This is a genomic window from Actinomadura graeca (assembly GCF_019175365.1).
In the GTDB taxonomy this organism is placed as follows: Bacteria; Actinomycetota; Actinomycetes; order Streptosporangiales; family Streptosporangiaceae; genus Spirillospora; species Spirillospora graeca.
Window position 1 is genome coordinate 8,691,407 of sequence record NZ_CP059572.1, and the last position, 21,847, is coordinate 8,713,253.

The following is a 21,847-nucleotide window of genomic DNA, read 5'->3' on the forward strand; positions in this document are numbered from 1 at the left end:
GCCGAGTCACGCCCCGCCCGGGCAGGACGGGGAAGGACCCGTCCCGGAGGTGGGCTCATGGGCAGGACACGCAACGTCCGGATGGGTGCGGCGGCGCTGGCGGGGGTGCTCGCGCTCGGCGGATGCAGTGACGGGGACGCGGGGGCGGCGCGAGGGCGGGCGCCCACGCCGAACGGGGGAGCGACGCAACTCCAGGGGCAGTACGAGCAGGTCGTCGCCGCCGTGCTCCCGTCGGTCGTGAAGATCGAGACCGATCAGGGCGAGGGCTCGGGCGTCGTCTTCGACGGCGAGGGCCACGTCGTCACCAACGCGCACGTGGTCGCCGGGGCGCGGAGGATCCAGGTCACGGCGTCCAGCGGCGGCGCCGCGCTGAAGGCGGCACCGGTGGGCGCCTTCGCGGCCGACGACCTCGCGGTCGTCAAGGTGGAGGGCGGCGCGCTGCGGCCGGCCTCGTTCGGCGACTCGGCCAAGATCGAGGTCGGGCGGATCGTGCTCGCGATGGGCAACCCGCTGGGGCTGGCGGGCAGCGTCACCAACGGCATCGTCTCGGCGCTCAACCGCACGGTGTCGACCAAGCAGGAGGGCGACTTCCCCGGCGCGACGATCGCCGACGCCGTCCAGACCAGCGCCGCCATCAACCCCGGCAACAGCGGCGGCGCCCTTGTCGGGCTGGACGGCCAGGTCATCGGCATCCCCACGGCCGCCGCCTCGGACCCGCAGATGGGCGGCGCGGCCATCGGCATCGGGTTCGCCACCCCGAGCAACACCGTCAAGCGCATCGTCCCGCAGCTGATCCGCGACGGCAGGGTCACCGACTCCGGCCGCGCCGCGATCGGCGCCACGGTGCGGACGGTCGTCGGCCCGTCCGGGCAGGGCGGCGGCGTCGCGATCGTCGAGGTCGCGCCCGGCGGCGGCGCGGCGAAGGCCGGCGTCCGGCCGGGCGACCTGATCCTCTCGGCGAACGGCACCGCCACACCGGACCAGACGGCGCTGTCCGGGGTCCTCGCCGGGCTGAAGCCCGGCGGCACCGTCACCCTGCAGATCCAGCGTCCGGACGGCTCGAAGGAGACGCTCGGCGTCACCCTCGGCGAGCTCCCCGCGGACTGACGGCCGCATGCCCCCGGGACGAGCCCGGTCTCTTGTGGGGGGACGCCCCCCACACCCCCCGAGACGGGCCTGTCTCTTGTGGGGGGACGACCCCCCACACCCCCCGGAACAGACCTGTCCCTCGTGGGGGGACGACCCCCCACACCCCCCGGGACGGGCCGGTTCCGGTCAGGAATCACCCGGCAGATTCGCGGGTGCCGATCCCCTTCACCGCCGGGACGGGGGACAATCGGGCGTTGCCGGAACGTCGCGGTGGCGGACGCCGTGCGTCCGGGGTGAGGGGTGGGGAGGACCGATGACCGTGTGCACCGTCACCTGCAGGGCCGAAGGCCCGCGCACCGTGATCGCCCTGGCCGGGGACCTGTCCCTGGCGACCGTCCAGCAGGCCGAGCGCGCCATCCGCGAGGGCCGCCGCGAGCACGGCGAGCACCTGGTCTTCGACCTGGAGCGCCTCGCGTTCCTGGACTCCAGCGGGCTGAGCCTCCTGCTGCGGTTCTACCTGGCCGCGGAGGGACGCGGCGGGAGCGCGGCGCTGGCCGGGCCGGTGTCCGAGCGGGTCGCCCGCGTCCTGCAGGTCACCAACCTGGACCAGCGCCTGACGATCCACCCGAGCCTCGCCGCGGCGCTCGACACCGCGCCCGCGGAGCCGGACCGGCGGCCCGGCGCCCGCGCCACCGAGCCCTGACCGTTCAGGCGCGCTGGACCAGCCCGCGGACGAACGCCGCCTGCCCGGCGTGCTGGAGGGCGTCGGAGACCACGCTGACCAGCCGCACCGACAGCGTGACGGGCGGGTCCCACGCCTCGTCCACGACGCGGCCGAGGTCCCCGTCGGTCAGCGCGCCGACGTAGGCGACGGTCCGGTCGTGCACGGCGTCGTGGTAGCCGGTCAGCAGGTCCGCCGATGCGACCCGCACGGCGGCGACCTCGTCGCGGGACTGCCCGTAGCCCGTCTCGGACGGGGCGAAGGGCAGCCCGAACCGCCGCTCCCAGCCGTCGGACGTCCAGACCTGCGGCGTCCCGGCGGCGTCGGCGATGTGGTCGTCCTGGACGCGGGTGAGGTGCCACACCAGCCACGCGATCGTGTTGGCGTCCGCGTCGGCGCGGAAGGCGAGTTGCTCCGGCGTGAGCCCGCCGGCCGCCTCGCGGACGACCTCCTGGATCCGGCCGAACGCGTCGGTGAGCAGTTCTGCACTGGTCATTGACCAGACGCTACCCCGGAACACGCCGCCGTTTCAGCGCGCCCTGCCGCCGGACGCGGGCCGATCACGCCGTTCCGCTTGATACGCAACGTGATCAACGCGATCCTTGGCGTAGTCGCGGAGAGGGGGGTCGGTGCTGCGAACGCGCGTTCGGCCGGTGGAAGGCGGGCCGTGCCCGGCCCGCTGACCACGGTGTTCGGGGTCGAGCAGGGCGATCACGTCTGGATCGGCTACACGGGCGAGGACGAGCGCCGCGCGCTGTGGGCGGCGCACGTCACCGCCGCGGCGGAACGCGGGGAGCGGGCGGTGCTCATCGACGGCGGCGCCTGGGCGGCCCGCCTCGGCGGCCACGGTGACCGGGCGCTCCTCGGTCACGGCCAGGTGACGGTGCAGGCGCCGGGCGACGCGGGGTTCGCCGCGGGGCGGCTCGACGAGGGCAGGCTGGTGGACGTGCTGCGCGGGCAGTCGGCGCAGGCGGCGCGGCTCGGGTTGCGCGGCCTGCGCGTCTGCGTGGACCTCACCGGGCTCCTGCGCGCCGGGGTCCCGGCCCGATCCGGCTGCCCGCTGGCGGCGGTCTGCTCCGCCCAGCCCCGTCCGCCGGCGCTGATCTGCCACGGCGACCGGATCGGGCTGCCCGCCGGACCCTTCGGCGCGCTGCGGGCCGGGCACGCGCCGGCGCTGGAGGCGTGCGAGGCGCTGCGGCGCGGCCCGCTGCTGTGCGTGGAGCGCCTGACCGGCCCGGCGGGCCTGCGGCTGAGCGGCGAGGCCGACCGGTCGAGCCTCGACCGGCTGGAGGCGGAGCTGCGGGACGCCGTCCGCGGCGGCCGTGACCTGCACCTGGACATGCGGGGACTGCGGTACGCGGACGTCGCGGCGGTGCGGGTGCTGGCCCGCACCGCCGCGGGGATGCCGGTGGGGGACCGGCTCGTCCTGCACGCGCCCGGCCCGGTCGTGCGGGCGATCCTGCGGAGCTTCCCGTGGGATCACCGGCTCGTGATGGAGGAGGGCGGGTGGAGGTGAGCGGTTCCGAGTTCGTTCATCAGGGCTGCGTGTACGCCGGCGACGAGGAGTTCCTCGGGATGGCGGTGCCGTTCATCGCCGAGGGACTGCGGCGCGACGAACCCGTCCTGGTCACCACGAAGCCGGCGAATCTGGATCTGGTGCAGGACGCCCTCGGACGGCACGCCCACAAGGTCGACTTCGCCGAGACGGCGTACTTCGGGCGGCGGCCCCCGCAACGCGTCGCCGCGTTCACCGGCTACCGGTACCGGCACCCCCACGCCGTCCGGGTCCGCATCCTGGCCGAGCCGGTGTGGTCGGGGCGTTCGGCGCGCCAGGTCGAGGCGTGGGAGTGCATGGAGTCCGCGCTCAACACCGTCCTCACCGGGACCGGCATCCACATGATCTGCCCGTACGACGTCCGCGACGTCCCGCCGGAGATCGTGGCCAACGCGCGCCGCACGCACCCCCACATGGTCGACGGCACCACCGTGGCCGCCAGCGGCGCCTACACCGAGCCCGTCTCGTTCGTCCGGCACCGCTCCACCGAACTGCCCGGGCGGCCCGAGGACGCCGTGGTGCTGGGCTACGGCGGCGACCTGGGCCGGATGCGGCACGCCGTCGTCATGGAGACCGCCATGCTGGGGCTCCTCGGTGAACAGCTGATGATCTTCTCCGCGGCGGTCGGCGAGATCCTCGGCGGCGCCGCGGACGGGCCCGGCGGGCCCACCGTCGCGCTGTGGGCCCGTCCCGGCGAGGTCGTCTGCGACGTGCACCTGCCGGAGACCACGTCCCTCGACCCGTTCATCGGGCTGCACCCGCCGACGCTCGACCCGCGGCCGGGGGACGGGTTCTGGCTCGCCCGCCAGATCTGCGACCACCTCGACGTCCGGTGCGGCCCGGACGGCGCGACCGTCCGGCTGCACACCCCGAACCTGCGCGCCGCCGGGACGGGCCCCGGCCCGCCCGCCTGAAAAGACGGCCGGCGCGCGGCGCGCAAAGATCGGCCGGGCGGGTAGTGGACCGGCATGAGCACACGCGCGCCGTCGGATGGCGACCCGCCCGCACGCGGCTTCGCGGCCGAGCTCCGCGACGCGGTCACCCCGCGCTCGCTGGGCCTGGTCGCGGGCGTGCTGGCGCTGCAGCTGGGGTTCATCCTGTCCTACATCGGCGCGCTGCACTCGCCGACGCCGCATCGCATCCCGGTCGCGGTGGTCGCGCCCGGGTCGGCCGCCGGCCAGGTGGTCGCGACGCTCGACGGCCTGAAGGGGGACCCGGTCCGGGCCCGCACCGCCGCCTCCGAGCGGGACGCCCGACAAATGATCATGGACCGGACGGTGGACGCGGCGATCGTCGTGGACCCGCGGGGCGCCACCGACACGCTGCTGGTGGCGTCCGCGGGCGGCCCGGCGGTGTCCACCACGGCGGAGCAGATCGCCACCGAGCTCGAAGGGACACGGCACCGGCAGGCGCGGGTCGTCGACATCCGCCCGCCCGGCGCGAAGGACGGCCGCGGGCTGTCCTCGTTCTACCTCATCCTCGGCTGGGTCATCGGCGGTTACCTCGCCGCCGCCATCCTCGGGCTCGCGGGCGGCGCACGCCCCGCCGGGCCGCGGCGCTCGGTGATCCGCCTCGGCGCGCTCGCCGCGTGCGCGGTCGTGTCGGGGCTCGGCGGCGTCGTCATCGCCGGGCCGGTCCTCGGCGCGCTGCCCGGGCACTTCCTCGCGCTGTGGGCCGTCGGCACGCTGGTGGTGTTCGCCACGGCGGCGGCCACCGCCGCGTTCCAGACCCTGCTGGGGATCGTCGGGATCGGCGTGGCGATCCTGCTGTTCGTCGTCCTCGGCAACCCCAGCGCGGGCGGCGTGTACCCGAGGTCGCTGCTGCCCCCGTTCTGGCGCGCCATCGGCGAGTGGCTCCCGACGGGGGCGGCGACGACGGCCGTCCGCAACGTCGTCTACTTCTCCGGCCACGCCATCGCGCACGCCCTCTGGGTGCTCGCCGCCTACGCCGTCGCCGGGACGGCCGCCGCGATCGGGTCGTCCGTGATCCGCCGGCGCCGCGCCGGGACCCCGGCGGCCGGATGACACCGCGGGTCCGCGCTCACACCGGCGGGCCCGGCGGCGGGCGCCCCGGCAGCCGGACCGTGACGTCGAGGCCGCCGTCGGGGCGGGGGGCGGCCGTCACCGTGCCGCCGTGCGCGGTCGCCGTGGCGCGGACGATCGACAGCCCCAGCCCGGAGCCGCGGTCGGAGCGGACCCGGTCGTTGCCCAGCCGGCGGAACGGCTCGAAGATCGTCTCGACCTCGTAGGCGGGCACCACCGGGCCGGTGTTGGACACGACGATCTCCGACCAGCCGTCCTCGCCCCGGGTGCGGACCGTCAGCTCGCCGCCGCCGTGGTTGTGCCGGATCGCGTTCTCGACGAGGTTCTGGACGAGCCGCTCCACCAGCATCGGGTCTCCCGAGGTCGGTGCCGGGCCGAGGCGGCGCACGGTGCCCACGTCCCGTTCCCGCGCCTCCGGCGCCGCCTGCTCCAGGACGTGGCCGGCCACGTCCGCGAGGTCCAGCGGGCTGGCGTCCACGATCGCGTTCTCGGTGCCCGCGAGGGTGAGCAGCCCGTCGATGAGCCGCTCGTGGCGCCCGTTGACGACCAGCAGCGACTCCCCGAGCCGCTTGACGTCGTCGGTCGCCTCGGGACGGCGCACCGCGACGTCCACGAGCGTCCGGTTGATGGCGAGCGGGGTGCGCAGCTCGTGGGAGGCGTTGGCGACGAACCGCCGCTGGCCGTCGAACGCGCGGGCCAGCCGGCCGAGCATGGTGTCGAAGGTGTCGGCCAGCTCTTTGACGTCGTCGCGCGGCCCCTCGTAGGCGATCCGCTCGGTCAGGTCGTGGCTGCGCGCCACCCGCCGCGCCGTCTCGGTGATCGTGTGGACGGGCCGCAGCGCCCGGTCGGCCAGCAGCCAGCCGAACCCGAGGCCCGCCGCCCCGACCAGCGCCAGCGCGACCGCGCCCTGGGTCAGCAGCGCGTTGAGCGTGTCCTCCTGCGACTTCAGCGCCGCCCTCGTCACCTCCCCCTGGACCTTCTGGGTCGTGATCGTCGCGTTGGAGGTCGCCGGATCCGCCGGGTTCCACGGCGGGGTGGCGTAGGTGCGGTCGCTCTCCGCCAGCCCCGGCGGCTCCTGGAGGCTGTTGTCGACCAGCACGTACGTCAGCCCCAGCAGGACGGTCCCCGCGGCCAGGAACAGCCCGGCGCACAGGAGCGTCAGCCGCATCCGGATCGTCGGGCGGAGGCGGTCGGCGAGCCCCGTCATGGGATCCGGTACCCCGCTCCCAGGACGGTCTCGATCACCGGGGGGTCGCCGAGCTTGCGGCGCAGCTTCATCAACGTCACCCGGACGGTGTTGGTGAACGGGTCGGTGTGCTCGTCCCAGACCTTCTCCAGGAGCCGCTCTGCGGACACGACCGTCCCGTCCGCGCGCAGCAGCTCGGCGAGCAGCCCGAACTCCTTGCGCGCCAGGTGGACGTACCGGCCGTCCCGCAGCACCTCCTGGCGGGCCGGGTCGAGGCGGATGCCGCCGCGCTCCAGCGCCGGGGGGTCCGCCGGGCGGGCCCGCCGGCCGAGCGCGAGGACACGGGCCACCAGCTCCTCGAAGGCGAACGGCTTGGTCAGGTAGTCGTCCGCGCCGAGCCGCAGCCCGTCGACCCGCGCCGGGACCGTGGCCGCCGCTGTCAGCATCAGCACGCGGACCAGCGCGCCCGACTCCACCACGGCGCGGCAGACGTCGTCCCCGTGCACCACCGGCAGGTCGCGGTCCAGCACGAGCACGTCGTAGTCGTTCACCCCGAGCCGCTCCAGGGCGGCGTCCCCGTCGTACACCACGTCCACGGCGAGCGCCTCGGCCCGCAGCCCCTCGGCGATCGAATCGGCGAGCATCCGCTCGTCCTCGGCGATCAGTACGCGCACGTCGGCCGTCCTCCCACCCCGTCGTCGTCTGCCGCAACAGCATCCGGCAGCGGGCGTAACGCGGGCGTAACGAGAACTGGTTACAGCGGGGTTACCGGCCTGCCGCTGGACTGGCGGGCGCCGCCGGAGCGCGTCCGGAGGCGGAAGGAGAGCTTCGATGCGACGGCAGACGCTCGCGGCGCTGGTGCTGGCGCCGGTGCTCGTCCTCGGCTTGCAGGGCTGCGGGGGCGACGGCGGGAAGGCGGGCTCGTCCGGGACCGCCAAGGCGGCCGGCGACCTGGAGAAGATGCGCAAGTTCGCGCAGTGCATGCGCGCCAACGGCGTGGACATGGAGGACCCGAAGGGCGACGGCGAGCCCATGGCGAAGACGTCGGCCGGATCCAAGAAGGGGGACGGAGGCGGCGCGCCGAGGGTCATGGAGGAGGCCCAGAAGAAGTGCCGGCACCTGATGCCCAACGGCGGACGCCCGACCAAGCCCAAGCCGGAGCAGATCGCCCAGCAGCGGGCCTACTCCAAGTGCATGCGCGCCAACGGCGTCCCGAGCTTCCCCGACCCCCAGCCCGATGGCAGCATGCGCCTCAAGGCCGGGAAGGGCACGGGGATCGATCCCAACAGCCAGGGGTTCAAGGACGCCGAGAAGGCGTGCAGGAAGTTCACGCGTGGCGCCGGCGGCGACGACCCGGGCACGGGCTCCCAGGGGGACGGGAGTTGACCAGGACGCGCACCGCCGTCCTGGGCGCGGCGGGGGCGGTCGCGGTCGGCGCCGCCGGGCTGGCCACCGCGGGCCTCGGCGGCGGAGGCGATCCGTCCGCGCGGCACGGCACGCCGCCGCCCGCGACCGCGCCGGTGGAGAGGACGACGCTGGTGGAGACCCAGCAGGTCGACGGCACCCTCGGCTACGGCGGCGAGCACACCGTGTCCGGTGCCGGGCGCGGGACGCTGACCTGGCTCGCCGCGCCCGGGTCGGTGATCGCGCGCGGGCGGCCGGTGTACCGGATCGACGACGCGCCGGTCCCGCTGCTGTACGGGAGGCTGCCGCTGTACCGGACCCTGCGGGCCGGCATGAAGGGCGCCGACGTGCTGCAGTTCGAGCGGAACCTGCGGGCCCTCGGCTACACCGGGTTCACCGTCGACCGCGAATACGGCACGGGCACCGCCGCCGCCGTCCGGCGCTGGCAGGAAGCCCTCGGCGTCGCCGAGACCGGCACGGTGGCGCCCGGCTCGGTGGTGATCACGCCGGGGGAGATCCGGGTGGCCGCGCGCAAGACGCCGGTCGGCGGCAGGCCGGGCGGGGCCGTCCTCACCTACACCGGCACCGCGCGGGTGGTCGGCGTCGACCTGGACGTGCGGTACCAGCGGCTGGCGAAGAAGGGCGCGAAGGTCGAGGTCGAGCTGCCGGACGGCGGGACCACCACGGGCCGGATCACCTCGGTCGGCAAGGTCGCCAAGGAGGGGCAGGGCGACGACCCCACGACCGTCGCGGTCACGGTCGAGGTCCGCGGCCAGAGATCGCTCGGCTCCTACGACAAGGCGCCGGTGCGGGTGAACCTGATCTCGGAACGGCACCGCGGCGTCCTCGCCGTGCCGATCGCCGCGCTTCTCGCGCAGGGCGACGGCGGCTACGCGGTGCAGGTCGTCCGGGACGGGGTCGTCCGCACCGTCGCGGTGGAGACCGGTGTGTTCACCGAAGGCAAGGTCGAGGTCTCCGGGGCGGGGCTGGCCGAGGGCATGAAGGTGGGAGTCCCGTCATGAGCGGAGTAGACCCGGGGGAGGGCACGGGCCCGGTCGTCGAGCTGCGGAACGTCACCAAGACCTACCCGGGAGGGGTCTCCGCGCTGGACGGGGTGTCGCTGAGCATCGGGGCCCGCGAGCTCGTCGCGATCGTCGGGCCGTCGGGCTCGGGCAAATCGACGATGCTGCACCTGCTCGGGACGCTGGACAGCCCGAGCACCGGGACCGTCCTCGTGGAGGGCCGGGACGTCTCGACGCTGTCCGACCGGCGCCTGTCCGCGCTGCGGGCCCGCCGGATCGGCTTCGTGTTCCAGCAGTTCCACCTCGCGCCCGGGGTCACGGCCCTGGACAACGTCGCCGACGGGCTGCTGTACGGGGGCGTGCCGGCGGCGCGGCGCCGTGCCCGGGCCCGGCGCGCCCTGGAGCGCGTCGGGCTCGGGCACCGCCTCGGCCACCGGCCCCACCAGCTGTCCGGCGGCGAGAAGCAGCGGGTGGCCATCGCCCGCTCGGTGGTCGGCGAGCCCGCGGTGCTGCTGGCCGACGAGCCGACCGGCGCCCTGGACTCGGCGTCCGGCGCGGGCGTCCTGGACCTGCTGCGCGAGCTGTCCGGCGGCGGCACCACCGTCGTCCTGATCACCCACGACCGTGACATCGCCGCGCTGCTGCCCCGCCAGGTGCGGATGCGCGACGGGCGGGTCGTCCACGACGAGGCACGGGCGGAGGCGGCGCGATGAGGCGCATCGGCGGGCGGCGGCCGGACCAGCGCGGCGGGGCGGACGGGCGCGGCGGGGCGGACGGGCGCCGGAGGCACCGCCGCGAGGACGGCCCGGCGCGCCTCGGCCCCCGGGACGTGCTGCGCGTCGGCGCCGCCGGGCTGCGCGCCCGGCCGATGCGGGTGTTCCTGTCCGCGCTCGGAATCGCGATCGGCATCGCCGCGATGATCGGCGTCGTCGGGATCTCCACCTCCAGCCGTGCCCAGCTCCAGGCGACGCTCGACCGGCTCGGGACGAACCTGCTGACGGTGGGCCCGGGCCGGGACCTGTTCGGCGACGACGCCCAGCTTCCCGAGGCGTCGGTCGGGATGGTGGGCCGCATCGCGGGCGTCCGGTCGGTCTCCGCCACGGGCACGCTGAAGGACGTCCGCGTCTACCGCAACGACCGCATCCCGGAGGCCGAGAGCGGCGGGATCACCGTCCTCGCGGCGCGGGTGGACCTGCCCCGCACGATCGGGCTCGGCATGGCGGCGGGGACCTGGCTCAACGCCGGGACGGCCCGCTACCCGGCGGTGGTCCTCGGCGCCGACTCGGCGGCGCGCCTCGGCGTCTCGGCGCCGAACGTCCAGGTGTGGCTCGGCTCGCGGTGGTTCACGGTCGTCGGGATCCTCGCTGCCAACGGCCTCGCGCCGGAACTGGACTCGGCCGCGCTCGTGGGCTGGGACGCCGCGAGGTCCCAGCTCGGTTTCGACGGGCACCCGACGACCCTCTACACCCGCGCCGGCAAGGAGTCGGTGGAGGCCGTGCGGGGCCTGCTCGCCGCCACCGCCAGCCCCGAGGCGCCGAACGAGGTCGAGGTCAGCCGCCCTTCCGACGCCCTCGCCGCGCAGAACGCCACCGACAAGGCGTTCACCGGGCTCCTGCTCGGCCTCGGCGGCGTCGCGCTGCTGGTCGGCGGCGTCGGCGTCGCCAACACGATGGTGATCTCCGTGCTGGAGCGGCGCGCCGAGATCGGGCTGCGGCGCTCCCTCGGCGCGACCCGCGGGCAGATCCGGCTGCAGTTCCTCACCGAGTCGCAGCTGCTGGCCGCGCTCGGCGGGGCCGGCGGCGTCGCGCTCGGCACCGCGGTCACGGCGGCGTTCGCGGTCTCGCGGGGCTGGCCGACCGTGGTGCCGCCGTGGGCGATGGCCGGCGGGATCCTCGCGACGCTGGTCATCGGCGGCGTCGCCGGGCTCTACCCGGCCGTCCGCGCCGCCCGGCTGGCGCCGACCGAGGCCCTCGCGGCCCCGTGAGGCCGGCCCGTCCCGACTATGCGAACATATGTTCGTGTCCGCGACGATCCTGCACGCCGACCTGGACGCGTTCTACGCGTCGGTCGAGCAGCGCGACGACCCCGCGCTGCGCGGCCGGCCGGTGATCGTGGGCGGCGGGGTGGTGCTGGCGGCGAGCTACGAGGCCAAGGCGTTCGGGGTGCGCACCGCGATGAGCGGCGGCCAGGCGCGCCGGCTGTGCCCCGGCGCCGTCGTCGTCCCGCCCCGGATGGCGGCCTACACGGCGGCCAGCCGCGCGGTGTTCGCGGTGTTCCGCGCGACGACGCCGCTGGTGGAGGGCCTGTCGATCGACGAGGCGTTCCTCGACGTGGACGGGCTGCGCCGCGCGCCCGCCCGCGTCGCGGCGGCGCTGCGGCGGGAGGTCGCCGAGGAGGTCGGGCTGCCGATCACGGTAGGGGTGGCGCGGACGAAGTTCCTCGCCAAGGTCGCCAGCGGCGTCGCCAAACCCGACGGGCTCCTGGTCGTCCCGCCGGACGGCGAGCTGGACTTCCTGCGGCCGCTGCCGGTGCGGCGGCTGTGGGGCGTCGGACCCGCCACGGCCGCCAAGCTGGCGCGGTACGGCGTCACGACCGTCGGCGGCGTCGCGGACATGCCCGAGGCGACGCTGACCGCGCTGCTCGGCCCCGGCGCGGGCCGGCATCTGCACGCCCTGGCCCGCAACCGCGACCCGCGGCCCGTCCGCACCGGCGTGCGGCGCCGCTCGATGGGCGCCCAGCGCGCCCTGGGGCGGCGCGAGCGGACGCCGGGGGAGCTGGACGTGATCGTGGTGGGGCTCGCCGACCGCCTCGGCGGCCGTCTCCGCAAGGCGCGCCGCGTCTGCCGGACCGTCACGCTGCGGCTGCGGTTCGGCGACTTCGCCCGCGCCACCCGCTCGCGCACCCTCTCGCAGGCCACGGCCGACACCGCCGTGATCCTGACCGCGCTGCGCGGGCTCCTCGCCGCCGCGGCGCCGATGATCGCCGAACGCGGCCTGACGCTCGTCGGGGTGTCGCTCGGCGACCTGCACGACGACCGCGCCGTCCAGCTCGCGCTGCCGTTCGACCAGGGCCGGGCCGTGGACCGCGCGGTCGACGGCGTCCGCGACCGGTTCGGCTCCTCCGCGATCACCCGGGCGGTGCTGCTCGGGCGGGACCCGGGCGTCTCCATGCCGATGCTCCCGGACTGAGGCCGGAAGGGCCGGGCGCCCGGCGGCCGTCGTCGTGCGGGCCGCCGGGCGGTGCCGGAGAAGGTCCGGGCCTCAGGAGGGTTCGACGATCCCGAGCCCGTCGGCGCCCACCTGGACGGCGGACTCGTCCAGGTCGGCCTCCGCGATCGGCTGGAGGCGGCCGTCCAGGTCCAGGACGGGGGAGGCCTCCTTGTACCAGGACTCGATCACGGCGTTGCCCCAGAAATCGCGGCGCCGGTCGTCGTGGACGTTCCACCGGAACGTCTCGTGGTCGGGGTCGCCGGTGTAGTAGTCGGAGGTGTAGATCTCCACCCGGTGCCCGTCGGGGTCGCGCAGGTACACGTAGAAGGCGTTGGAGACGCCGTGCCGCCCGGGCCCGCGCTCGATGTGGTGCTCCTTGCCGAGCGACCCGAAGATGTCGGCGGTGCGCAGCACCTGGTGGGACTCGTGGGTCGCCATCCCGATGTGGTGCAGGCGGGGGCCCGCGCCGCCGGTGAACGCCACGTCGTGCACGGTCTGCTTCCGGTACATCCACGCCGCGTACAGCTCGTGCTCGTCGCCCTCGATGGTCTCCGAGCAGCCGAAGCCGAGCGAGCGGTAGTGCTCGTAGGCCGCGGGGATGTCGGGCGTGCAGATGTTGAAGTGGTCCAGCCGCGCCACCTGCGCGCCGCGGTGCAGGTCGTAGCGCTGGATGAGACGCTCGCCGCGGGCGATCTCGTGGAAGAACTCCACGGTGAACCCGAGCGGGTCGACGACCCGGACCGCGTCGCCGACGCCGTAGGTGCCCGTCCCCGCGGGGAGGCGGCGGACGGGCCGTCCGAGCGCGGTGAAGAACGACTCGGCGTGATCGACGTCCTCGGGGGTGCGGACCCGGTAGGCGAGGTGGTCCAGCGCCGCCACCGGCCCGGCGCGCAGCACCAGCGAGTGGTGGGTGAGCTCGTCCGTTCCACGCAGGTAGAGGGCGCCGGGCTCCTCGTGCTGGACGTGGAGGCCGAGCATGTCGACCCAGAACCAGCGGGACTGCGCCAGGTCCGTGACCGCCAGCTGGGTGTAGGCGGAGCGGATGACGTCGGGGGGTGTGCTCATGGGTACTCCTACGCGCCGAAGCGAGGCGTGTGCACCTCGCCGAGCATGACATGCACGATCTTGGTCTCGGAGAAGAAGTCGATGCTGTGCGCCCCGCCCTCCCGGCCGAGACCGGAGTCCTTCACACCGCCGAAGGGGGTGCGCAGGTCACGGACGTTGTGGGAATTGATCCAGACCATACCCGACCGCACCGCGTGCGCGATCCGGTGGCCGCGCTTGAGGTTGCCCGTCCACACGTACGCGGCCAGGCCGTACCGGGTGGCGTTGGCCAGCTCGATCGCCTCGGCCTCGTCGTCGAACGCGGCGACGGCCACGACCGGGCCGAAGATCTCCTCCTGGAAGATCCGGGCGTCGCGGGGGACGTCGCCGAACACCGCGGGCTGGAGGTAGTTGCCCTCCGGCAGGTGGTCGGGGCGGCCGCCGCCCGCGATCAGCTTGGCCTCCCGCTGGCCGATTTCCACGTACCCCATGACCCGGGCGTAGTGCTCGGGGTGGACGAGCGCGCCGACCTCGGTGGCCGGGTCGGACGGCGGCCCGACCTTGACCTTCTCGGCCCGCTCGGCGAGCCGCCGGGTGAACTCCTCGTAGACCGGCCGCTCGACCAGGACGCGGGAGCCCGCCGTGCAGCGCTCGCCGTTGAGCGAGAACACACCGAAGATCACCGAGTCCAGCGCGGCGTCCAGGTCGGCGTCGGCGAACACGACGACGGGCGACTTGCCGCCCAGCTCCATCGACAGCTCCTTCAGGCCGTCGGCGGAGCACCGCATGATGTGCCGGCCGGTGTCGGTGGAGCCGGTGAAGGACAGCAGCGGCACGTCGGGGTGGTCGACGAGCGCCTGGCCCGCCTCCTCGCCGATGCCGTGGACGATGTTGACCACGCCCGCCGGGACCCCGGCCTCGGTGAAGATCTCCGGCCACAGGTTCGCCGACAGCGGCGTCCATTCGGCGGGCTTCAGCACGAGCGTGCAGCCGGACGCGATCGCCGGGGCGAGCTTCCAGCTCTCCAGCATGAACGGGGTGTTCCAGGGCGTGATCAGCCCCGCCACGCCGGCGGGCGTCCGCACCACATAGTTGATCTGCTGGTCGCCGACCCGGAACGCCTCCTCGCCGAGCGCGACGATCACGTCGGCGAAGTAGCGGAAGTTCTCGGCGGCGCGGCGGGCCTGGCCTCGCGCCTGGGTGATCGGCAGCCCGGAGTCGAACGACTCGAACGCGGCGAGCCGGTCCTCGCGGGCCTCGACCGCGTCGGCGATGCGGTTGAGGATCGTGGCGCGCTCGCGGTTGCCGAGGGCCGCCCAGGCGGGGAACGCCGCGCGGGCGGCCTCGACGGCCTTGTCCACGTCGGCGGCGCCGCCCGCGGCGGCGGTGGCGTAGCGGGTGTTGGAGACGGGGTCAAGGACGTCGAAGACCGCTCCGCCGGCGCTGTCGGCGAACGCGCCGCCGATCCAGTGCCGGATGTGCTCCGGCAGGCCGTCGGGGCGGGCGGGTGTGGAGGGGACGGGCATCGGTCTCTCTTCCGGTTCGGTGGCGGGACGGCGCGGCCGCGGGTCAGATGTCCGCGGCGAGGTCGCCGCCCTGGTCGAGCAGTGCGCGGATGCGCACGAGGGCCTCGTCGGACGGCGCGGCGAGCGGCGGCCGGACGTGCCCGGAGGGGATCCGGCCGCGCGACTCCAGCACCCACTTCGCGGGGGCCGGGTTGGTCTCGACGAACAGCAGGTCGACGAGGGGGTGCAGCCGGTAGTGCAGGTCGCGGGCGGCGGCGTGGTCGCCGGCCGTCCACAGCTCGTACATCCGCGCGACCGCGGCGGGCGCGAGGTTGGCGACGGCGCTGACGAAGCCCGCGCCGCCGAGGGCCAGCAGCGGCAGGCACAGCAGTTCGATGCCGGACCACACGAGCAGCTCGGGCCCGCAGGCGTGCAGGACGCGGGAGAAGTGCTCGAAGTCCTTGGTCGTCTCCTTGATCCCGACGATGTTGTCGAAGTCGGTGAACAGCCTCCGGACCGTTTCGGGCGCGATGTCGACCGACGTCCTGGACGGGACGTTGTAGACGACGAGCGGCAGGTCGGGGAACTCGCGCGCGACCGTCGCGTACCACTGGTACAGGGCCTCCTGGGTGGGCCGCGCGTAGTACGGGGTGATCACCAGGGCGGCGTCGGCACCGGCCTCGCGGGCGGCGGCGGTGACCTCCAGGGTCTCCTCCAGCTTGGCCGAGCCGGTGCCCGGCAGGAACGGCACCCGGTCGCCGACCTCGTCCGCGGCCGTGCGGATGGCCGCGACGCGCTCGGCGACCGTCTGGCTGCTCGGCTCGCCTGTGGAGCCGCCGAGCGAGATCCCGTGCGAGCCGGACTCCAGCTGCCAGCGGATCAGACCGCGCAGCGCGTCGTGGTCGACGGCGCCGTCGGCGGCGAACGGGGTGACGACGGGCGCGATGGACCCGCGGATCGTCGACGGGTCGGTGCGGAACTTCACGTGTGCTCCTCGTTCGGTCGAAACGTTCAGCGGCCGTCGCGGCGCCAGGCGTCGTACGCCGGGCGCCAGCGGGGGCCGATCGGGTAGAGGCCCTCGATGGGCTCGCCCGCCGCGACGCGCTCGGTGATGAAGCGCTCCTGAGCCTCCTGCTCGATCGCGTCCTCGACGAGCTCGGCGACCAGGTCCGGGGGGACGACGACCACGCCGTCGGCGTCGCCGACGAGGATGTCGCCGGGCTGGACCAGCGCCCCGCCGCACGCGATGGGCACGCCGGTGTCCCAGGGGACGTGGCGGCGGCCGAGGACGGCGGGATGCGCCCCGGCGTGGAAGACGGGCAGCCCCAGCCCGGCGACCGTGGCGCTGTCGCGGAGCCCGCCGTCGGTCACGACCCCCGCGGCGCCGCGCACCTTGGCCCGCAGCGCGAGGATGTCTCCGATCGTGCCGGACGAGTGGTCGCGCCGCGCGTCCATGACCAGCACCTGGCCGGGGCGCAGCTCCTCCACGGCCCGCTTCTGGGCGTTCATGCCGCCGCCGCGGGCCTTGAACAGGTCCTCGCGCAGCGGCAGGTACCGGAGCGTGTGCGCGGTGCCGACCATCTTCGAGGCGCCGTCCGCGGGGTGGACGCCGTCGATGCTCATGTGCTGGAGGCCGCGCTTGCGCATCTGGGAGCTGAGGGTGGCGGTCGACAGGCTCCGCAGGGCCGCGGCGGTCGCCTCGTCCAGGGCGGGCTCAGGCCGGTAGGAGGAACCCCACGCGTCGGACCGCACCGACTCGTCCACCCGCGGCATGGCGCCCCAGCCGGCCAGCGGGAGGTCCGCCTCGACGATCGTGTTGCGGAGCCGCCCGGTGGACGCCTCCCCGGCCGTGACCTCCACCTCGACGACGTCGCCCGGGGCGGTCACCGAGGCGCCGGCGGGGGTGCCGGTGAGGATGACGTCGCCCTCCTCCAGGGTGACCAGGCGGGACAGGTCGGCGACCAATGTGGCGAAAGGGAACAGCAATGTGTCGGTCGTGTCATCCTGGACGGGCTCCCCGTTCACCCACGTCCGGATCCGCAGCGCGGCCGGGTCGAGCTTCCCCGCGTCCAGCAGCCGCGGCCCGATCGGGGTGAACCCGTCCGAGCCCTTGGACCGCAGGTTCGAGCCGCGGTCGGCGTAGCGCAGGTCGTGGACGCCCGCGTCGTTGGCCGCCGTCACCCACGCCACATGCCCCCACGCCTCGTCGGGGGAGACCCGCGAGGCGCTCCGCCCGATGACCAGGGCGATCTCGCCTTCGAAGGTCATCAGCTCGCAGCCGGCCGGCCGCACCAGCGGGTCGCCGGTCCCGGCGAGCGAGGACGGCGGCTTGAGGAAGTACGAGGGCTCGGCGGGGATCCTGCCGCGCTCCTTCGCCCGGGAGGGGAAGTTGAGATGGACGGCGATGATCTTCGAGGGCCGGTCGCCCAAGGGGTGCGGCACGGGGGCTCTCCTGTAGCGGGACGGGAAGCAGTGACCCCGCGGAACGGGGTCACGTAAATCGTATATGAAGTCATGCACGATGACGAGGGTGCACTACGCGTGACTTCGATCGTTCCAATCGGACCTCGGTGTGAGAGGGGTGGCGATCGGCCCGTACAGTATGATCGCAAATCGTATGCGAAATCCTCTAGGAGGGGCTGGACGATGCCCGACACCCCAGGTCTCGCCGTGCGCACGCTGACCCCGGACGCGCCCGCCGACGCGCCGCCCGTACTGCTCGTGCACGGCTTCGGCTCCGACGGGACGGCCGACTGGGTCGACACCGGCCTCGCCGCCGCGCTGGCCGCCACGGGCCGTACCGTCATAGTGCCCGACCTGTGTGGTCACGGCGCCAGCCCGGTGCCGGAGTCGGCCGCCGAGGTGACGGCGCCCGCGCTCGCCGCGGACCTCGTCGCCGTCATGGACCAGGCCGGCGCCGCGACGTTCGACATCGTCGGCTACTCCCTCGGCGCCCGCGTCGCCTGGGAGATCCCCTCGGCCGCTCCTGGCCGCGTGGAGCGCGCCGTCCTCGGCGGACTGGCGCCCGGAGAGCCGTTCACCGCCGTCGACATCGAGGCGCTGCACCGCGCCGTCAGCGACGGCACCGAGTGCGAGGACCCCTTCACCGCCGCCATCGCCGGCATGGTCGGCGCCCACGGCGACCGCGCCGCCGGCCTTGCCCTCTGCGTGGAGGGGCTGCGCTCCGTGCCCTTCCAGGGAGGTCCTTGGAACGCGAAGGCACTTCCCGTCTTCGTCGTCGGCGAGAATGATGACCTGACACGAGGAATCGACGGCCTCGCCGAGTCGGTCGGCGGGGCCCGACTGGTCACCGTGCCCGGCGCGCACCACGAGGTGCTCGCCGGGACGGGTTTCCGCGACACGGTGCTGGACGTACTGGCACGGTGACCGGAAGGTCGGGCCGAGTCGGGGGTGCGGGCAGAGGATGAGGAGAACCGGGTGAGTTCCGCCAAGAAGCAGGAGCAGGGCAAGGAGTCGAAGGCCGAGTTCTGCTACGAGCTGTTGCGCTCGCGCATCCTCGAAGGCACCTACGTGCCGGGCTACCGGCTGGTCATCAACCAGCTCGCCCAGGAGACCGGGGTCAGCACGATCCCGCTGCGCGAGGCACTGCGCCGCCTGCAGTCCGACGGCCTGGTCGAGGTCGTGCGCAACGTCGGCGCCCGGGTCGCGGTCTTCGACGCCGAGCAGGTCGAGCACACCCTCCAGATCCTCGCCCGGCTGGAGGGCTACGCGACCGCGATCTCGGCCCCGCACATGGCCGCGGCGCAGATCGCCCGCTCCCGCGAGATCAACGACCGGATGGTGGAGGCGCTGGAGGAGTTCGACCCCACCGCCTTCACCGCGCTCAACCGAGAGTTCCACTTCTCGATCTACGAGCACTGCCCGGACGGGCACCTGCGCTCCCTCCTGGAAGCCGAGTGGACGCGCCTGGACCACATGCGCCGCTCGACCTTCACCTACGTCCCCGGCCGCGCCCGCCGCTCGGTGGTCGAGCACGGCCACATCCTGGACCTGATCAGCAAGGGCGCCGCCCCCACCGACATCGAGCGCATCGCCTGCGCCCACAAGAACGCGACGGCCGACGCCCTCCACAGCGCCCACCCCGTCCCCCACAAAGCCTGACCCTCAGGGCCGTACCGCCCGTGGGGTCGCCCCCCCAATAAGAACCAGCCCCCCAATAAGAACCAGCGGACACGCCGTTCCCCACCGGGCGAGGGGGGAGCGGCGTGTCCGGGTTCTGGGTGTCCTCAGGTGAGGAGCTGGCCGCCGTCGACCTGGATGACGGCTCCGGTGATGTGGCCGGCCTGGTCGGAGGCCAGGAAGAGCACCAGCGGGGCGATGTCGTCGGTGGTGGCGATCCTGCCGAGGGGGATGCGGGACTCCCAGGCGGCGCGGGCCTGGGGGTCGTCCATGAGGCCCGCGGTCATGGGGGTGTGGACGGGGCCCGGGGCGACGCCGTTGACGCGGATGCCGTGGCCGGCGAGTTCCAGGGCGCCGGTGCGGGTCAGGGCGTCCACGGCCGCCTTGGTGGCCTCGTAGTGGCCGAGGCCGGCGGTCGGCTGGCGGGCGCCGATGGAGCTGACGTTGACGATCCGGCCGCGCGTGCCGTGTTCGATCATCTGGTTCGCGACGGCCTGGGTGACGGTGAAGGTGCCGCGCAGGTTCACCGCCACGACCGTGTCGAAGACCTCCAGGGGGAGGGAGGTCAGCGGGCCGCCGCCGGCGACGAGGCCCGCGTTGTTGACCAGCACCTCGACGGGGCCGATGGTCTCGGCCACGTGCGCGACCGCGGCGGCGACCGACGCGGCGTCGGTGATGTCCACGGTGACGGCGTGGGCGTCGATCTCCTTGGCGACGCGCGACGCGGCGTCGGCGTCCCGGTCGGCGATCACCACGCGGTCGCCCTCGGCGGCGAAGGCGGTGGCGATGCCGCGGCCGATGCCGCTGGCGCCGCCGGTGACGAGGACGACCCGCGCGCTCACCGGGCCTCCGCGATGATGATGCGGGGGCTGCCGGGCAGCGCGCGCGTCTCCACCGGCTCCCAGCCCGCGGCGGTGAGCCAGCCGCGCACCTCGTCCTCGGGGTAGACGACGGTGCCGTCGATGACCAGGTACTCTCCGGCGTGCACCGCGTCGAGGACGCGCTGCTCGCGGTCGGTGTCCAGGAAGAAGTCGAGCAGGACGAGGGTGGCGCCCGGGGCGGCGGCGCGGCGGGCGCGCTCGGCGATGGCCTTGTTCTGCTCGGCGTCGTAGCGGTGGGCGACGTGCTCCAGCAGGACGAGGTCGAAGCCCTCGGGGACGTCGCCGGTCAGGGGGTCGGCCTGGATCACGTCGACACGGTCGCCGACGCCGGCGTCGTCCATGACCTTGCGGGCGAACTCGACGAGCTCGCCGCCGGACAGGAAGGTGCCGCGGGCGTTCCCGGCGGAGCGCAGGGCCTCGGCCAGGAACGAGCCGGACAGGCCGCCGAAGTCCAGGATGCGGGAGAAGCGGGTGAAGTCGAAGTTGTCGGCGAGCATCCGGGCGTGCAGGGCGTTGTAGGTCATGACCCCGCCCAGGAAGGTCTGCATCCGGTCGCCCGCGAGGTCGAGCTTCTGGGGCTCGGCGGTGCGGGTGGTGTCGGCGAACCCGAGCCAGTGCCCGTAGCTGATCGCGTCGAGGAAGGCCAGGAACGGCCGCAGGTCGGTCTCGTCCGTGCCGCCCGCGAGGTAGGCCGCGGTGGCGGGGGTGTTGGAGTACCGGCCGTCCTCGCGGCCCAGCAGCCCGAGGCCCGCCATCGTGTCGGCGAGGATCCGGGCGGTGCGCTCCGGCAGCCCGGTGCGTCCGGCGATCTCGGACACGGTCGCGGGGCCGTCGGCGAGGGCGGCGAACAGGCCGGCCTCGCTCGCCGCGAAGAGCTGCTTGGCGGCCATGTATCCGGTGGCGACGCCGAGGATGCCAGAAGGGTCGGTACCCGGGGCGGGATGCGACATGAAGATGTCTCCTTCGCGGTAAAGAATATGCCAGATGCTATACGATCATAGGTCCAACGGCCAGGGATCCGCCCGGGGGCCGATCACCCCTCATCGGAGGTCAGCGATGGAATTCGCAGAACGGGCGCCCAGGCGCCGGCTCGGCGTGGACGGCCCCGAGGTGCCGCTCCTGGCCCTCGGCTCGTGGAACACCTGGGACCGCATGGAGCGCGAGGACGCGGCCGAACTCGTCCGCCTCGCCGTCGACCGCGGCGTCGACATGTTCGACGTCGCGCACTACAACTTCGGCCCGCACGCCGAGAACGCCGTCACCGACGTGCTGTTCGGGCAGGCCGTCCGCGACGCGGGCCTGGCCCGCGAGGACTATCTGCTGTGCGGCAAGCTGTGGCTCTGGGACTACCCCGCCTCCTCCTTCGCCGAGCAGATCAAGGTGTCCCTCGGCCGGGTCGGCACCGACCACGCCGACATGGTCGTGCTCGGCGACTTCATGGAGCGGCCCGACTTCCGCGCCGTGGTCACCGACGTGTCGGAGCTGGTCAGGGCCGGGAAATTCACGTCCTGGGGCGTCAACAACTGGTCGGCCGGGGACGTTCTGTTCGCCTGCAGGTTCGCCACCGCCGAGGGCCTGGTGCCGCCCTCGTTCGCGCAGCTCAAGTACAGCGTGGCGCGGCGGTCGGTGCCAGAGGGCGCGCCGTACTCCAACCTCTTCGCCCACGAGGGCCTCGGCCTGCAGGCGTCGGACGTGCTGGAGGGCGGGATCCTCGCCGGGCGCCTGGACCCCGAACGCAAGATCGGCGCCGACCCCGGCGGCATCCGGGAGCGGATCCGCGCCGCCTACCCCGAGCTCCGCCGCGTCGCCGACCTGTTCGGCGCCACCCCGGCGCAGGTCGCCATCGCCTACTGCCTGGCCCACCCCGCGGTGGCGAACGTCCTGGTGGGGGTGAGCCGGGCGTCCCAGCTGGAGGACAACCTGGCCGCCCTCGGCCTCGCCGCCCGGCACGGCGAGGAACTGCGCGACGCCGTGGCCGGGCTCTGGCTCGACAAGGGAGTGGTGGACCCCGCCGCCTCCTGGGGCACCGACGCGCCGGTGCCCCGCTGA

Annotated in this window: 22 protein-coding genes; 13 read left to right on the forward strand and 9 right to left on the reverse strand. The window is 74.4% G+C overall.

The window, feature by feature from the left end; genetic code table 11:
* Positions 1 to 57: 57 nt before the first annotated feature.
* On the forward strand, positions 58 to 1,107 hold the full coding sequence (locus AGRA3207_RS38665; protein WP_231332315.1) for a S1C family serine protease: 1,050 nt from the start codon (positions 58 to 60) through the stop codon (positions 1,105 to 1,107).
* 295 nt (positions 1,108 to 1,402) lie between these two features.
* Positions 1,403 to 1,792, forward strand: coding sequence for an STAS domain-containing protein (locus AGRA3207_RS38670; protein ID WP_231332316.1), 390 nt, complete (start codon positions 1,403 to 1,405; stop codon positions 1,790 to 1,792).
* Positions 1,793 to 1,796: 4 nt separating this feature from the next.
* Here the strand turns inward: AGRA3207_RS38670 and AGRA3207_RS38675 are convergent, their stop codons facing one another.
* Complete coding sequence (locus tag AGRA3207_RS38675; protein WP_231332317.1) at positions 1,797 to 2,306, reverse strand: mycothiol transferase; 510 nt, start codon at positions 2,304 to 2,306, stop codon at positions 1,797 to 1,799.
* Between the two features lie 171 nt (positions 2,307 to 2,477).
* On the opposite strand from AGRA3207_RS38675, the gene AGRA3207_RS38680 reads away from it, so the two are divergent.
* From AGRA3207_RS38680 to AGRA3207_RS38690, 3 genes are read left to right on the forward strand one after another with little or no spacing between them, the layout of a single operon-like run.
* Positions 2,478 to 3,326 (forward strand): STAS domain-containing protein, encoded by an 849-nt coding sequence (locus tag AGRA3207_RS38680; protein ID WP_231332318.1) that lies wholly within the window; start codon positions 2,478 to 2,480, stop codon positions 3,324 to 3,326.
* Complete coding sequence (locus AGRA3207_RS38685) at positions 3,323 to 4,279, forward strand: MEDS domain-containing protein (protein WP_231332319.1); 957 nt, start codon at positions 3,323 to 3,325, stop codon at positions 4,277 to 4,279. Before AGRA3207_RS38680 ends, AGRA3207_RS38685 begins: the two co-directional genes overlap by 4 nt.
* Before the next feature lie 54 nt (positions 4,280 to 4,333).
* Positions 4,334 to 5,389: a DUF3533 domain-containing protein gene (locus AGRA3207_RS38690; protein WP_231332320.1), complete on the forward strand. Its 1,056-nt coding sequence runs from the start codon at positions 4,334 to 4,336 to the stop codon at positions 5,387 to 5,389.
* Positions 5,390 to 5,405: 16 nt separating this feature from the next.
* Here AGRA3207_RS38690 and AGRA3207_RS38695 read toward each other — a convergent pair whose 3' ends face one another.
* Both AGRA3207_RS38695 and AGRA3207_RS38700 read right to left on the reverse strand, forming a co-directional pair.
* On the reverse strand, positions 5,406 to 6,614 hold the full coding sequence (locus tag AGRA3207_RS38695; protein ID WP_231332321.1) for a sensor histidine kinase: 1,209 nt from the start codon (positions 6,612 to 6,614) through the stop codon (positions 5,406 to 5,408).
* The gene (locus tag AGRA3207_RS38700) at positions 6,611 to 7,267 is read right to left on the reverse strand and encodes a response regulator transcription factor (protein ID WP_231332322.1); all 657 of its coding nucleotides are present in this window, start codon (positions 7,265 to 7,267) and stop codon (positions 6,611 to 6,613) included. Before AGRA3207_RS38700 ends, AGRA3207_RS38695 begins: the two co-directional genes overlap by 4 nt.
* A gap of 157 nt (positions 7,268 to 7,424) precedes the next feature.
* Here AGRA3207_RS38700 and AGRA3207_RS38705 point away from each other — a divergent pair, with 157 nt between their 5' ends.
* Genes AGRA3207_RS38705 through dinB form a run of 5 tightly spaced genes read left to right on the forward strand, consistent with a single transcriptional unit; the run spans position 7,425 to position 12,207 of the window.
* On the forward strand, positions 7,425 to 7,979 hold the full coding sequence (locus AGRA3207_RS38705) for a hypothetical protein (protein ID WP_231332323.1): 555 nt from the start codon (positions 7,425 to 7,427) through the stop codon (positions 7,977 to 7,979).
* A complete protein-coding gene (locus AGRA3207_RS38710) occupies positions 7,976 to 9,019 on the forward strand; it encodes a peptidoglycan-binding protein (RefSeq protein ID WP_231332324.1) in 1,044 nt (347 codons plus the stop codon). The genes AGRA3207_RS38705 and AGRA3207_RS38710 overlap by 4 nt, the downstream gene beginning before the upstream one ends.
* Positions 9,016 to 9,732 carry an ABC transporter ATP-binding protein gene (locus AGRA3207_RS38715; RefSeq protein ID WP_231332325.1) on the forward strand — a complete coding sequence of 239 codons (717 nt, stop codon included), beginning with the start codon at positions 9,016 to 9,018 and terminating at the stop codon, positions 9,730 to 9,732. The genes AGRA3207_RS38710 and AGRA3207_RS38715 overlap by 4 nt, the downstream gene beginning before the upstream one ends.
* Positions 9,729 to 11,003 (forward strand): ABC transporter permease, encoded by a 1,275-nt coding sequence (locus AGRA3207_RS38720; RefSeq protein ID WP_231332326.1) that lies wholly within the window; start codon positions 9,729 to 9,731, stop codon positions 11,001 to 11,003. The genes AGRA3207_RS38715 and AGRA3207_RS38720 overlap by 4 nt, the downstream gene beginning before the upstream one ends.
* Positions 11,004 to 11,037: 34 nt before the next feature.
* A complete protein-coding gene (dinB, locus tag AGRA3207_RS38725; RefSeq protein WP_231332327.1) occupies positions 11,038 to 12,207 on the forward strand; it encodes a DNA polymerase IV in 1,170 nt (389 codons plus the stop codon).
* A gap of 72 nt (positions 12,208 to 12,279) precedes the next feature.
* Here dinB and hpaD read toward each other — a convergent pair whose 3' ends face one another.
* The 4 genes from hpaD to AGRA3207_RS38745 are packed head-to-tail and all read right to left on the reverse strand — an operon-like array spanning position 12,280 to position 17,219.
* A complete protein-coding gene (gene hpaD, locus AGRA3207_RS38730; protein WP_231332328.1) occupies positions 12,280 to 13,293 on the reverse strand; it encodes a 3,4-dihydroxyphenylacetate 2,3-dioxygenase in 1,014 nt (337 codons plus the stop codon).
* Between the two features lie 8 nt (positions 13,294 to 13,301).
* A complete protein-coding gene (gene hpaE, locus AGRA3207_RS38735) occupies positions 13,302 to 14,798 on the reverse strand; it encodes a 5-carboxymethyl-2-hydroxymuconate semialdehyde dehydrogenase (RefSeq protein ID WP_231332329.1) in 1,497 nt (498 codons plus the stop codon).
* 43 nt (positions 14,799 to 14,841) lie between these two features.
* Positions 14,842 to 15,762, reverse strand: a complete 921-nt coding sequence (gene dapA / locus AGRA3207_RS38740) for a 4-hydroxy-tetrahydrodipicolinate synthase (protein WP_231332330.1) — start codon at positions 15,760 to 15,762, stop codon at positions 14,842 to 14,844.
* 26 nt (positions 15,763 to 15,788) lie between these two features.
* Positions 15,789 to 17,219 (reverse strand): fumarylacetoacetate hydrolase family protein, encoded by a 1,431-nt coding sequence (locus tag AGRA3207_RS38745; RefSeq protein ID WP_231332331.1) that lies wholly within the window; start codon positions 17,217 to 17,219, stop codon positions 15,789 to 15,791.
* A gap of 204 nt (positions 17,220 to 17,423) precedes the next feature.
* Here AGRA3207_RS38745 and AGRA3207_RS38750 point away from each other — a divergent pair, with 204 nt between their 5' ends.
* Together AGRA3207_RS38750 and AGRA3207_RS38755 are read left to right on the forward strand one after the other, a co-directional pair.
* A complete protein-coding gene (locus AGRA3207_RS38750) occupies positions 17,424 to 18,164 on the forward strand; it encodes an alpha/beta fold hydrolase (RefSeq protein WP_231332332.1) in 741 nt (246 codons plus the stop codon).
* A 51-nt stretch (positions 18,165 to 18,215) separates the two neighbouring features.
* Positions 18,216 to 18,899, forward strand: a complete 684-nt coding sequence (locus tag AGRA3207_RS38755) for a GntR family transcriptional regulator (protein ID WP_231332333.1) — start codon at positions 18,216 to 18,218, stop codon at positions 18,897 to 18,899.
* Positions 18,900 to 19,024: 125 nt separating this feature from the next.
* On the opposite strand, the gene AGRA3207_RS38760 is transcribed toward AGRA3207_RS38755, so the two are convergent.
* Positions 19,025 to 19,759, reverse strand: a complete 735-nt coding sequence (locus AGRA3207_RS38760) for an SDR family NAD(P)-dependent oxidoreductase (protein ID WP_231332334.1) — start codon at positions 19,757 to 19,759, stop codon at positions 19,025 to 19,027.
* Entirely contained in the window at positions 19,756 to 20,748 is a 993-nt protein-coding gene (locus AGRA3207_RS38765; RefSeq protein WP_231332335.1) for a class I SAM-dependent methyltransferase, read from the reverse strand. Before AGRA3207_RS38765 ends, AGRA3207_RS38760 begins: the two co-directional genes overlap by 4 nt.
* Positions 20,749 to 20,854: 106 nt before the next feature.
* Here AGRA3207_RS38765 and AGRA3207_RS38770 point away from each other — a divergent pair, with 106 nt between their 5' ends.
* Complete coding sequence (locus tag AGRA3207_RS38770) at positions 20,855 to 21,847, forward strand: aldo/keto reductase (RefSeq protein WP_231332336.1); 993 nt, start codon at positions 20,855 to 20,857, stop codon at positions 21,845 to 21,847.

What these genes read in the sequence shown, in the direction of transcription:
- AGRA3207_RS38670 (WP_231332316.1), top strand. Translation starts at nt 1,403, where the DNA reads ATGACCGTGTGCACCGTCACCTGCAGGGCCGAAGGCCCGCGCACCGTG.
- hpaE (WP_231332329.1), bottom strand. Translation starts at nt 14,798, where the DNA reads ATGCCCGTCCCCTCCACACCCGCCCGCCCCGACGGCCTGCCGGAGCAC.
- AGRA3207_RS38750 (WP_231332332.1), top strand. Translation starts at nt 17,424, where the DNA reads ATGCCCGACACCCCAGGTCTCGCCGTGCGCACGCTGACCCCGGACGCG.
- AGRA3207_RS38675 (WP_231332317.1), bottom strand. Translation starts at nt 2,306, where the DNA reads ATGACCAGTGCAGAACTGCTCACCGACGCGTTCGGCCGGATCCAGGAG.
- hpaD (WP_231332328.1), bottom strand. Translation starts at nt 13,293, where the DNA reads ATGAGCACACCCCCCGACGTCATCCGCTCCGCCTACACCCAGCTGGCG.
- AGRA3207_RS38695 (WP_231332321.1), bottom strand. Translation starts at nt 6,614, where the DNA reads ATGACGGGGCTCGCCGACCGCCTCCGCCCGACGATCCGGATGCGGCTG.
- AGRA3207_RS38715 (WP_231332325.1), top strand. Translation starts at nt 9,016, where the DNA reads ATGAGCGGAGTAGACCCGGGGGAGGGCACGGGCCCGGTCGTCGAGCTG.
- AGRA3207_RS38690 (WP_231332320.1), top strand. Translation starts at nt 4,334, where the DNA reads ATGAGCACACGCGCGCCGTCGGATGGCGACCCGCCCGCACGCGGCTTC.
- AGRA3207_RS38720 (WP_231332326.1), top strand. Translation starts at nt 9,729, where the DNA reads ATGAGGCGCATCGGCGGGCGGCGGCCGGACCAGCGCGGCGGGGCGGAC.
- AGRA3207_RS38705 (WP_231332323.1), top strand. Translation starts at nt 7,425, where the DNA reads ATGCGACGGCAGACGCTCGCGGCGCTGGTGCTGGCGCCGGTGCTCGTC.
- AGRA3207_RS38665 (WP_231332315.1), top strand. Translation starts at nt 58, where the DNA reads ATGGGCAGGACACGCAACGTCCGGATGGGTGCGGCGGCGCTGGCGGGG.
- AGRA3207_RS38770 (WP_231332336.1), top strand. Translation starts at nt 20,855, where the DNA reads ATGGAATTCGCAGAACGGGCGCCCAGGCGCCGGCTCGGCGTGGACGGC.
- AGRA3207_RS38765 (WP_231332335.1), bottom strand. Translation starts at nt 20,748, where the DNA reads ATGTCGCATCCCGCCCCGGGTACCGACCCTTCTGGCATCCTCGGCGTC.